Source organism: Streptomyces sp. NPDC032721, assembly GCF_055579625.1.
Genome location: NZ_JBVIMX010000053.1, coordinates 1 through 10,732, shown reverse-complemented (window position 1 = coordinate 10,732; position 10,732 = coordinate 1). Strand labels below are relative to the sequence as shown.

The following is a 10,732-nucleotide window of genomic DNA, read 5'->3' as shown; positions in this document are numbered from 1 at the left end:
ACCCTCCAGTACAGCTCGCCCGTGGCGTGGGCGTGTTCCATCAGATCTAGGTAGGCAGTACGTCTACTGGCCCGCACCCGGTCTCGGTGCTGCACCTGAATCGATGACTCAGCCTGGATCTTTGCCGTGCAGGCGTTGCCAAGTGTGGTTACCCAGCTCGCCAGAACTGCGGTGGCACCGGTGAGAACCGCGACCCACAAGGTGCTATCCGCCATGACCCACAGTGTCAGCGGCCGACTCGCCGCTGTCGAGCCGCTCCGATAGGCAAGCAGACTCTGTGACCCCGCGTTCTATAGGGGCCACGGCGCCCAGGGGGCGAGGGAGGTTATGGCAGGAGGTACACCGGTGGCTTCAGGGCGTGAGGTCGAGAACGCGGATCGCTTCCTTCGCCCACCGGCCGTGCACAGTAGTGGCGATCACCGCCTCGTCGGGGCGGTCAGGGGTGGGCTGGGCGGCGAACTGGCTGTGCGCAGCCGCCCACGTCTCCTGCCTGGCCACGTCGAGAACAGCGGCCAGGTCAAGGACGGTGATCCCGGGCATCGCAGCAAGGTGTTCGGCGGTACCGGGACGCGCCCGGTCGGCTTCCACAAGGGCGCAGGCTGGCGCGTACAGGAACCACTCGGCTTCGGCGTGAGCGCGGTGGATGAGCCGCGAGGCGAGGACGTTGCCCTGGCCGATAGCGGCCCTCGCGCTCTCGTCCAGAACGATGTGCATCGCCCCGCTCACCTCGGCTGCACCTGGGCGAGACGCCGGTCGAGCTCGCTGTCGAGGTCCTGCTCCTCGTCCTTGGTGGGGGCGTACCCGTTCCACTCCTGGAGCGCGATCCGCGCGGCCGCCGCGCGGTCGGCTCGCTCCTGCGGGGTGAGGAGGGGTGTCGGCGAGGCGGGCCAGGTAGGCACGCAGCGAGAATCCTTCGGCGGCCGCGATCGCGGCGAGCCGGTCCTTGCTGGCGGCTTGAAGGCATCGAGCCGGACCGTACGCCACGACACGTTGTGGGTCCGTTGCAACGACCGCTGCTACAAGGCCAGGAGATGGTCGCGACGGATCGCCGCGTACAGCGCGGCCTTCGACTGCGGAACGCCCATCGTGCCTTCCGCGGGAGAAGCACCCTCACCGTCCCACCGCAATCAGCAGGCGGCAGGGGGCTCCTGTGGAAGCACGGATGTGAAACGTGTGGTCGGGCCTGCCCTCGGCTTCACCGGAGAAGATTGACGGTCAACGATTCACCCGGGGAGTCGAGTCCCCTCACACGGTCCCGGGTGATCGCGATGAAGACGTGCCGCAAGCCGGTCAGGTCAGCCAGTGGAGTGACGTCGATGTCCCTTTCCGCAGTCATGTCCCCCATCAGTTCACAGATCACCAGCCTGGGAAAGGTGTGGGGCAGCCGTCGCACCGCCGCCTGGACAACGCGGTCACCGCCTCCTCCGGACAGGTCCAGATGAGAGACACCGCCGAGGACCGCGTCCACCGGCAGTGTTTCCAAGGGCACGGCGGTCGTGCTGAGCTCGGTGAGATAGGGCAAGGAGCGGATCTCGGCCCACTCTTCGGCGGAGGCCGGACACGACGGGCCGTTGAGAGCGAGGCTTGCCATTCCTGGGAAGTTGCCAATACCCCGCATACCTCCCTCGAGGGACACGCTGCCCGCCACCCCCAGCTCCTGAAGAGGGATCGACGTCAGCAGGTCCGTCAGGGGCCACAGCAGATCCACAGGGCCGGTAAGCATGAGCCGCGCCAGGTCCGGCAACTGGGACAACGGGCGCAGATCCAGGTCGGACCGCGTGGATGAAATGTGTAGAAACTGGATCGGAGGTCCGGTGAGTGCCGAAAGATCCATCAGATGAGGACAGTCAACAATGTCGAGGGAACGCAGCCACGTCTGTCCAGCGAGGAACTTCAGATCGGTGATCTCATCGCTGGACAAGGAGAGCTGCGCGACCGGTTGCTCGGCTGAGTACATGGTTAGGGCCCGCAGGGAGACTCCTGTCCTGACCACCAACCTGCCCGGTCGCAACCTGTGCGGCGGCGAGGGCCCGGTGGGAGCCGGGGGCATGTCCCGGGTCTTCACCGCGCCTTCGGCCGGGCCACCGTCCTCGGAGCGTGATTGCCTCGCGAGGACCGTGGTGCCGAGGCGGCTCTGCGGCACCATGGCCGCCCCGCGCGCAACCTCCGTGCCAGGCTGTACGACGCCCGGCGGTGCCCATCACCCGAAGCCGATGCTGCCGCCGGGCACACTCGCCTGTCACGCCGTACGCCTCGAGCAGGTACCGGTGCTCACCACTTATCAACGAGGCCCTCAAGCGGGTTCACAGCACGGGCCCGGTTGATGCGGTCTGCTGCCGCAATGGCGTCGGCGATCCAGGCGCGTGTCCGCATCGTGGTGCCGAGATGAGTGGCAAGGACTTTGGTGATGTCCTTGAGCTGGTCCTCGCGGTTGAAGACATCCATGACGAACGCGGCCAGCGGTTCGAAGTCGCCGTCCTGTGCCTCCTGTACGGCAGAGGCCATGGTGGAGCGTATGCGGTACAGGCTGGCGGCTTCCTTCAAGTCGCGCCAGAATCGGGCCTCGTGATGGCCGGGCAGATCGTTGAGCAGGGCCGCCAGCTGCTGTTCAGCTTCCACGGTGCGGGCTCCTTCTGTGAGACATTCCGCCAGTATCGAAGCTGGTGCCCGCGCACCGAGCGGCTTTTTCGAAACCTCTTTCCGCCGACGGCCGCGCCGGGTTCTACCAGCGGCTCAGGCGCTTGAGTAGTTCCTTGTGCCACCGTTAGCGGTGCTGACCGGCGGCATCCGGCTGTGGCCCGAGTGCGAAGACCTGGTCACAGAAAGCCAGCCCAGGGCGCCGGTAAGCTATTTTCCGCAGGACCGGCACACCTGTTCGTGACGGTGGCTACGCTGGACGGCGGGCAGTGATCTGCCCTGCCTGCCGAACGCCGTTCGAGGGGCAGGCGGTCAGGTGGGGCTGTCCTGTGAAGGGGCTAGCGATGGGCGTGGCCAACCGGCAGATCCAGACGGCCGTTCTGGCGGATCCCGAATCCGATGCACCAGTGGTCTGCCCGACAGGTGCCGACGAACTCGACTCATTCCTCGGCGAGTTCGCCGGTACGACGCTCTGGTGCGGGATCCTGCCGGGTGGGTGCGGCGGCCAGCTCCTGACCCGAAGGGGCAACATCCGCATCGGCCACTTCGCGCGACGAAGGCAATGCAGGAGATCTACGAGGCCGAGGACCGCAACCACGCAGAGAAGGCGATCACCGCGTTCGCGAAGACCTACGGAGCCAAGTTCCCAAAGGCCGTCGCGAAGATCACCGACGACCAGGATGAACTGCTGGCGTTCTACGACTTCCCAGCTGAGCACTGGATCCATCTACGGACCACGAACCCCATCGAGTCGACCTTCGCCACCGTCAAGCTCCTCACCAAGGTGACCCGCGGCGCCGGCAGCCCGGCTGCCTCGCTCGCCATGGTGTTCAAGCTCGTCGAGTCCGCCCAGGCTCGCTGGCGCGCGATCACCGACGCCCGCCTCATCCCGCTCGTCCGCTCCGGCGCCCGCTTCGAAAACGGCCACCTCGCCGAACGGCCCGAGGCCGCAGCAGCGTAACTATGCATCGCCACGAAACATCATGAAGGGACATCCAATGCAACCCGCGCGCGTGAGGACAGCCGCCTACGTGACCTGCAACGTTGCCGGCGGCTGGCAACTACTCGTTTTCGATCACCAGGATCATCCTGAGGCCATTACCCAGGGTCCCGGCAGGGGGCGTGAACCCCAGGGAGGGTCTCACCGACGCCGTCCTGAGGGAGATCGCGGAGGAAACCGACGTAACCGCCGTTGCGCTGGGCACCGCCCTGGCCGTGCAGCAGCGCCAGCACCCGGACACCGGCCAGCCCCGGGTCACCGTGTTCTTCAATGCACAACCCACCGAGACCCGCGACACCTGGACGCACACCGTTGCAGGACAAGAAGGAGACCAGGACTACGGCATGGTCTTCCGGTGCTACTTCATCCCGGCGCGCCAGGCCGCCGATCTACTGGCCGACAACCAAGGCGAGTTCATCCGCCTCGCCGAGCAGCACAATATTCCCGCAACCACCCAGAGATCACGATCCACAGGTCTTGACTTTTGCTCCCATCATCACCGCGCGGGTGTGCGCGTTTAAGCAGCACCGGGCGGACTGACCGGTTCCGCCGTCACGGCTCGGCGCAGTTGCTCCATCCTGGCCGGCATCGGTTCCCACCCGTGTACGCCGGCCATCAGCCAGTTCAGTGCCGACATTCCTCGGGCGATGGCCTGAGTCAAACCTTGCGGGCGCAGGGTGATACCCGGCGGACCTGCTTTGGTAGGTACCAAGGTCACCCACAATCCAGAGCGGCCGCCTTGCAAAGGTCCCGAGTCGATCAGTTGCTCTCGGACCTTGAGCCAGCGGCGCACAGCCACTTGCGTACGGTCTTCCAGGGCGTACCACTCGACTTCCGGCAAGGGGGCCATGGCGTTCTGTGCCGTCAAGATGCGCTGGTAGGTGGCCTCAGAAACCTGGTGGCGCCGTCCCCACAGCACCGCTCGTACTGATGAGGGGTCGACCTCGGCCAGCTCAGCGATCTCTTCTGCCCGATTGGGTGGCGCCTTTTGTTGCCTGCGGCGTAGCCCCACAGCTTGTTCACCCGAACTTAAGTCCGACAATCGCAAGGCCGCGAGCTCACCGGAACGCGGTGCGGTGTCGAGAATGATCGACACCATGGCCAGCAGCCGAGTCCGGTCCTCGTATGACAAGGCTGTGCCACCCCGCTCCAACGGCCCTGTCGCGGCCAGGTCCGCCAAGCGTCTATACACAATGCCGAGAGCCTCAGAGCGTACCGGTGCCTTGAGTTCGGTCTGCGGTACAGACGGCAACCACACCTTCGTGTGGTCGGGCGACACCAACACGGCAAGAATCTTCAGGCAGTCCCTTGTGATCCGCAGCGTCGCGAGCGGCAGTTCAGGGTGCTGGCCTCGCTCTGGCGCCAGCTTGCGGAGTTTCCCTGCCTGCGCAAGCTCCCAAAACCTCTGTAGCACGGGCGTAGTGAAGAGCTGTGCGGCGGTGCGGTGCGCTCTTTCAGGGAACTGGCCACACTCCAACGCACGGTCCCACATACCAACGACCATCCACAACTGACGGCTTCGCCCGCGGGAGACCTTCACAGGGACACCAAGCGCCCCAACCACAGGTTCCCGTGCTTCCCACCCCCCCATATCCCGCGGTGCCACACGTGCCACTGCCTCAGCCAACTGCTGAATGGACAATGCCTGGTACTGAAGCGCACTCACGCCTCCCCCTTCTGCACGACAGCAAGCCGCCACCCTCCCCACGGAACGCGGAGCGTTCCCGCGAACAACGGAGTTGTTCGCTTCTGCTCCCACGCCGAGACATCGGGCGAGACCGCGCGGAGCGCGGCACTGCTATCCGCCGCGTAGCGGCGGCGCGTCGTGTCTGCGGAGCAGACCGCGCGCATCAGAGGACTGACACTCAGCAAGGTCAACACCAAGGAGGCTAGGTCATGTTATTTCCTTAGTCCAATGACGTCTCAACATACGAGAGTTCGGCGTGGGTGAGCTAGATCATGTTATTTCCCAGGTGAATGGCTTGCGGCCAGAGCAAGCACCGCGCCCGCGGAAGTCGACAAGAGCCGACCTCCGCTTCCACCGCCAGGACCGGACCAGCACAACGTGGGCCTTCGGTCCAGCCCAGGAGGCGACCTTTGTATCGACGGCTTCGAGAGGGAGCTGGGCGCACAGCGCGCCGGCGACGCCGTGGTGTCCTGGGCGCTCTTCTGTAATCCCGGGGAGATCGCGATGGCTGTCGCGCCGCATCGGCAACGACGGCCCCGCACCGCTGAAGCTCATCCGCGAGGTGCTCGGTGTCGCCGCTTCGGGTGAGGTGGTGTGGGCTGTGGACACCAACCACGGCGGCGCCGCTCTGCTCATCGGGCTCCTGCTCGGCCAAGGGCAGTCGATGGTCCACCTCACCGGCCCGACCGGTCACCGTGCCGCAGCCGGCTACCGCGCCCAGAGCAAGACCAACGCCAAGGACGCTCACTCATCGCCGACCAGGCCCGCATGCGCCTGGACCTGGGACTCCTGCGGCCCGGAGATGAAGTGGCCGTCGACCTGCGTACCTCACCAGCCGCCGCCTCGATCTCGTCAACGACCGCACCCGGCAGATCAACCGCCTGCGCGAACAGCTCCTGGGGGTCTTCCCGGCCCTGGAGCGTGCCCTGCTACGCGTGGACCTGACGCTGGTGGCCGAGCACCGTCGTGGTCACGTCGCCATGTACGACGCACTGAACCATGGAAACGTGGACGTGCCCCGGCTGCGTCAGGTGCTGGCCAGGCTGCCGATACCGATACCGCGGGCCGCTGACGGCCGTCTTCTCCTCCTTGTCCTCGCCGTCGACGTGAGCAACTGGCTCCGGTCGGACGCCCCTACCAGTGCGGCCCGTCACTTCTGTCATGTCCACGGCCGCAGCGGACGATCCTCGGAACAGTTCGTCCCCGGTTGGCCGTACTCGTTCGTCGCAGCCCTCGAATCGGGCCGGACCTCGTGGTGCCAGCTCCTGGACGCCGTTCGTCTCGGACCCGCCGACGATGTCGCCGAGGTCACCGCCGCCCAGGTCCGCAGGGTCGTCACCGACCTGATCGAGATGGGCCGCTGGCACCATGGCGAGCGCAACATCCTCATCCCCTCGACGCCGACTACGACGCCCCGGGCATGACCCACCTGCTGGCTAGCCTCCTTGCCGAGGTACTGGTACGGATACGCTCCGATCGCGTCATGCGGCGGCCGACCCCGACGTTCAAGGAATACGCCCTGGCCTACCCCCTTGGCGGGCGGCCACCGAAACACGGCAAGAAGTTCCGCTTCGCTAAGCCGGACACCTGGGGCGGTCCGGATGCCTCGACGACGCAGGTCACCGACAGGTACGGCATCGCCCACGCGATGGCCTGGGACCGCCTCCACCCCCGCCTGGCCACCCGCTCCGCCTGGAGCACGCACATGGAGTCCGGAACGCCGGCGTCCGCATACTGGACACAGTCGGGGCGATGTCACTTCAGAGTCCTGGGGTGTCGCGGCAGGACCGGGCATCGATGGCAGCATTGTTGGGCTTGTACTTGTTGATCCAGTCGCGTTCCTCCTCTGCGAGCTGGGGCAGCGAGGTCTTGATGTCCTGGAGCCAGTCGCTGGTGGTGACGTAGTCCTTGAGCCAGGTGGCGAGGCGGTTGGCAATCGGCTCGGTGGCCCTTGGGTATGCCGATGCCGTAGTGCTGGGGCCACCGATTTCCAGTCCGGGTACCACGCGCAAGCCTTCCTTCGCGTATTGGTGGGCGAAGCCGTAGAGGATCGCCTTGTCGGTGGAGAGCGCGTCGGCCTCCTTCAGAGGATCCGCACCCCGTGGATTCCACCTTCTCTGGCAGGCCACGAAGAAGGAACCTGGGGAAGTATCTTCAACTCCCCTGAACTGGCGGCCGGCAGACGGATACTTCTTGCATGACTGGCATAGACGACCTGATGCGCCGCCTGGAACTGCTGGAGATTGACGTACGCTCCCTGCGCGAGCAGCAGCGTGCCGACGCCGACGTGATCCGTGTGCTGCGCGACACTGTGACCGCTCAGGCCAGAGCCCTGCGTGCTCTGCCGGGACACGGACTGCTGGTACACGACGGGCAGACCAGGGAGTTCAGCGACGAAGAGGCCCGCGCCATCGTCGCGGGGCCCGACCTGGCGCAGACCACCGTCATGGAGCTCTGAGCACCTCCCCCACCGGGCCGGTTCGTTCCGGGGACGGCCCGAGCCGGCACTTGATGTAACCGGCTGACGGAGGGCGCCGAAGCCGTCCTGAAGCTCCCCACCGTCACGCGCATAGCGGTCTTGACGCCAGCTGGGGAACACCTCGCCGCGCACACCAACTCCTCTGCCCAGCAGGTGGACAGGACAGATACGCTCAACCGGCCCTGCTGACCTTTTCGGATGGCTCTTCTGGTGCCGGGCCTCGGCGCCGTACCGCCGAACGTCAGCCGAATCTTCCGCATCGTGGGGCTGGACCAGGTGTTCCCGAGACATCCGACCGCGGAGGCGGCGGAGGCCGTGGAGCAGCCACCGGTCGGCTGACCCGGGGCGGTTCCGTGCCCGGGCGGCACCGCCCCGCCGGCCGGCGCCGCTCTAGCCGGCCACCGGCCCCGGCGACACCTGTCGTTCGAAGAAGGTCTCCAGGACCACCGTCACCTGTGTGCCGCTGACGCCGTCGATGGCGTGGATCCGGCGCAGTACGTCCTGGAGCTGCTCGGTGGTGGAGGTCCTGGCCTTGAGCATCACCGAGGCGCTGCCCGCGATGATGTGCGCCTCCAGGACCTCGGGAAGCGCGGCGAACGCCGCCGCCGAGTCGCCCATCCAGGAGGTCGAGTCGACCATGACGTACGCCAGCACTCCGGCGCCCACCGCCGCCGGGTCCACCTCGACGGTGGTACGGCGGATGGCGCCCCGGTCGCGGAGTTTGCGCACACGCTCATGGGCGGCACCGGCCGAGAGGCCGACGGCCTTGCCCAGGGCGGCGTAGGACTGGGTGGCGTCCTGCTGGAGTTGGGCCAGTAGGGCCCGGTCGAGATCGTCCACGGTAGTCCATTCGGTTTGGTCTTGCGCTCACCATATTGCATACAGCAGTATCCGGATACTGCCGAAGCTGATTCGGTAGCGCATGGACCTAGATCTAGACCTTGACCTTGACCTTGGATCGAATGGGGAGAGCCAGCATGACCAGTGAGCGTCCGGGGCTGTACGAGATGCTCGACGACCGGTTCCGTACCGGCCGGTGCATGAACGGTGACGACGGCCTTGAGGTCCTGTACACCGGTTGCCGCTGGGCCGAGGGGCCCATCTATCTGCCCGCCTGGCGGCAGTTGATCTGGAGCGACATCCCCAACGACCGGATGCTGCGCTGGGACGAGGAGACCGACACCGTCAGCGTCTTCCGCCGCAATGCCGGGCACACCAACGGCAACACCCTCGACCGGCAGGGCCGGCTGATCACCTGCGAACAGGGCAACCGCCGGGTGACCCGTACCGAACACGACGGCACCCTCACCGTGCTGGCCGACCACTGGCAGGGCAAGCGGCTGAACAGCCCCAACGACGCGGCGGTGAAGTCGGACGGCGCCATCTACTTCTCCGACCCGGACTTCGGCATCACCAGCGACTACGAGGGCTACCGGGCCGAGAGCGAGATCGGCGCCAACAACGTCTACCGGATCGACCCGGACAGCGGCGAGGTGCGGCTGGTCGCGGACTGCTTCCAGACGCCGAACGGGCTGGTCTTCTCGGCCGACGAACAGCAGCTGTTCGTCTCCGACACCAGGGCGGGCTTCATCCGGGTCTTCGATGTCCGCGAGGACGGCTCGCTGTCGGACGGCAAGATCTTCGCCGAGGCGGCGGCCCGCGAGGGCGCCCGCTTCGACAATCTGCGCTTCGACGACGGCGGGCGCCTCTGGGCGGCCGCGATGAACGACGGAGTGCACTGCTACGACCCGGACGGAACCCTGATCGGGCGGCTCAACATCCCCGAGGCGGTCGCCAACATCTCCTGGGGCGGGCCCAAGCGGAACCGGCTCTTCATCACCGCCGAGACCAGCCTCTACTCGGTGGTCATGGGCGTCACCGGTCTGCACCCGTCGGGGCCGGGGCGTCAGCCGTGGCGAGACTCGGCGGCGCGCTGATCAAGGGGCGGGGAGCCGCTGGGCGCTCCGCTCCACGTCCCTGCCCGCCTCCCCCTCCCCGCCTCACTCCTCCGTGTCGATCCCGGACAGTGCCGCAGGCCCCATCGGTGCGCTGTCCTCCGTCAGCCCGGCCGCCCGCAACGCCCGGGTAGCGATGCTGCGGGCCTCCGCCTCGGCCTCCTTGGTGGTGGCCGCGTGCACTTCAAGGCGGATGACGAAGGTGGAGTTCTCCTCGTCGACGGTGAGCCGGTCGAGGTCCTCGGTCTCGCCGAGGTGGGTATGGCGGGGGTCGGCGGGGCTCAGCTCGCGCAGGAGTTGTTCATGCGCGGTGGGGCTGAGCTTGTCGAGCAGGGTGCCGGGGAGGGTCACGACGTAGGTGGTCATCCTCGCAACGTACCCGGGCAGCGCGGGAGAAATCACCGGCAACGACGCGCGCCCCGAACCCTCGTCAACGGAGGGCCGGGGCAGCGCGCGGTGCGGGTCAGTCGCGCAGATCCTTCACCGTGAGCTTCGGGTCGGCGGCAATCTCCGCCGGGGAGATCTGTGGCGGACCTTCCACGTGTTTCCTCATCCGCGGCGCGGGACTGTGCACCGCCACGGTGTCACTTCGTGTGGAGTCGGCCGAACCTGCGGTACATCGACGGCAGTCGACTCAGGACTACACAGGTCAGGGATCATTACCGGGCACAGGTGACCGCGCGCAGGGCCAGTACCGCACGTAGTGGACCGGAGCCGGTTCTCGTGAGCAGAGCCGTGCCAGCCTATTTGGCTCTGCTAGGGACAACCAACGCGCTTCGGCACAGAGTTCCAGTCAGTCAACTGCCGCTGGTAGTTGCTTCCTTGAACCACTACCGATTGGCAGTACGCGCCCTCTTTGTTCGTCGAAAGGTGGATCCTGCGGACCAAAAGAAGACGGGGCATACATGGTCAGCTGGGCCGCGCGCTCCGCATACCGGGGAGCCGACGCCTGGGCCTGATGCGGCCGGGGTTCG

Annotated in this window: 11 protein-coding genes and 5 pseudogenes; 7 read left to right on the top strand and 9 right to left on the bottom strand. The window is 66.7% G+C overall.

All coding sequences use genetic code 11. The features are described 5' to 3' along the window. The 5 genes and pseudogenes from ACZ5PB_RS43255 to ACZ5PB_RS43235 all read right to left on the bottom strand — a co-directional run. Window positions 1–215, bottom strand: a pseudogene (locus ACZ5PB_RS43255) (hypothetical protein); the annotation flags it as partial. Between the two features lie 136 nt (window positions 216–351). After that, complete coding sequence (locus tag ACZ5PB_RS43250) at window positions 352–714, bottom strand: PIN domain-containing protein (protein ID WP_468699219.1); 363 nt, start codon at window positions 712–714, stop codon at window positions 352–354. Between the two features lie 8 nt (window positions 715–722). Next, window positions 723–984: pseudogene (locus ACZ5PB_RS43245) on the bottom strand (hypothetical protein). Between the two features lie 211 nt (window positions 985–1,195). Further along, window positions 1,196–1,957, bottom strand: coding sequence for a leucine-rich repeat domain-containing protein (locus ACZ5PB_RS43240; RefSeq protein WP_468699217.1), 762 nt, complete (start codon window positions 1,955–1,957; stop codon window positions 1,196–1,198). A 314-nt stretch (window positions 1,958–2,271) separates the two neighbouring features. After that, a complete protein-coding gene (locus ACZ5PB_RS43235; protein ID WP_468699216.1) occupies window positions 2,272–2,619 on the bottom strand; it encodes a hypothetical protein in 348 nt (115 codons plus the stop codon). 535 nt (window positions 2,620–3,154) lie between these two features. Here ACZ5PB_RS43235 and ACZ5PB_RS43230 point away from each other — a divergent pair. Together ACZ5PB_RS43230 and ACZ5PB_RS43225 are read left to right on the top strand one after the other, a co-directional pair. Beyond that, window positions 3,155–3,598 (top strand): annotated as a pseudogene (locus ACZ5PB_RS43230) (transposase); the annotation flags it as partial. Between the two features lie 161 nt (window positions 3,599–3,759). Then, window positions 3,760–4,158, top strand: a complete 399-nt coding sequence (locus ACZ5PB_RS43225) for an NUDIX hydrolase (protein ID WP_468699214.1) — start codon at window positions 3,760–3,762, stop codon at window positions 4,156–4,158. On the opposite strand, the gene ACZ5PB_RS43220 is transcribed toward ACZ5PB_RS43225, so the two are convergent. After that, on the bottom strand, window positions 4,155–5,129 hold the full coding sequence (locus ACZ5PB_RS43220) for a hypothetical protein (RefSeq protein WP_468699213.1): 975 nt from the start codon (window positions 5,127–5,129) through the stop codon (window positions 4,155–4,157). The genes ACZ5PB_RS43225 and ACZ5PB_RS43220 overlap by 4 nt on opposite strands. A 451-nt stretch (window positions 5,130–5,580) precedes the next feature. Here ACZ5PB_RS43220 and ACZ5PB_RS43215 point away from each other — a divergent pair. Both ACZ5PB_RS43215 and ACZ5PB_RS43210 read left to right on the top strand, forming a co-directional pair. Next, a pseudogene (locus ACZ5PB_RS43215) lies at window positions 5,581–6,012 on the top strand (hypothetical protein); the annotation flags it as partial. 247 nt (window positions 6,013–6,259) lie between these two features. Further along, window positions 6,260–7,029, top strand: a pseudogene (locus ACZ5PB_RS43210) (transposase); the annotation flags it as partial. A 55-nt stretch (window positions 7,030–7,084) separates the two neighbouring features. Here ACZ5PB_RS43210 and ACZ5PB_RS43205 read toward each other — a convergent pair. Continuing rightward, on the bottom strand, window positions 7,085–7,453 hold the full coding sequence (locus ACZ5PB_RS43205; RefSeq protein WP_468699211.1) for a hypothetical protein: 369 nt from the start codon (window positions 7,451–7,453) through the stop codon (window positions 7,085–7,087). Window positions 7,454–7,521: 68 nt separating this feature from the next. On the opposite strand from ACZ5PB_RS43205, the gene ACZ5PB_RS43200 reads away from it, so the two are divergent. Together ACZ5PB_RS43200 and ACZ5PB_RS43195 are read left to right on the top strand one after the other, a co-directional pair. Further along, a complete protein-coding gene (locus ACZ5PB_RS43200) occupies window positions 7,522–7,782 on the top strand; it encodes a hypothetical protein (protein ID WP_468699209.1) in 261 nt (86 codons plus the stop codon). 219 nt (window positions 7,783–8,001) lie between these two features. Continuing rightward, window positions 8,002–8,142 (top strand): hypothetical protein, encoded by a 141-nt coding sequence (locus ACZ5PB_RS43195; RefSeq protein WP_468699207.1) that lies wholly within the window; start codon window positions 8,002–8,004, stop codon window positions 8,140–8,142. Window positions 8,143–8,193: 51 nt separating this feature from the next. Here ACZ5PB_RS43195 and ACZ5PB_RS43190 read toward each other — a convergent pair whose 3' ends face one another. Further along, window positions 8,194–8,643 (bottom strand): Lrp/AsnC family transcriptional regulator, encoded by a 450-nt coding sequence (locus ACZ5PB_RS43190; protein WP_468699205.1) that lies wholly within the window; start codon window positions 8,641–8,643, stop codon window positions 8,194–8,196. Between the two features lie 137 nt (window positions 8,644–8,780). Here ACZ5PB_RS43190 and ACZ5PB_RS43185 point away from each other — a divergent pair, with 137 nt between their 5' ends. Further along, window positions 8,781–9,740 (top strand): SMP-30/gluconolactonase/LRE family protein, encoded by a 960-nt coding sequence (locus ACZ5PB_RS43185; RefSeq protein WP_468699203.1) that lies wholly within the window; start codon window positions 8,781–8,783, stop codon window positions 9,738–9,740. Between the two features lie 63 nt (window positions 9,741–9,803). Here the strand turns inward: ACZ5PB_RS43185 and ACZ5PB_RS43180 are convergent, their stop codons facing one another. Further along, the gene (locus tag ACZ5PB_RS43180) at window positions 9,804–10,124 is read right to left on the bottom strand and encodes a hypothetical protein (RefSeq protein WP_468699202.1); all 321 of its coding nucleotides are present in this window, start codon (window positions 10,122–10,124) and stop codon (window positions 9,804–9,806) included. Window positions 10,125–10,732 lie beyond the last annotated feature (608 nt).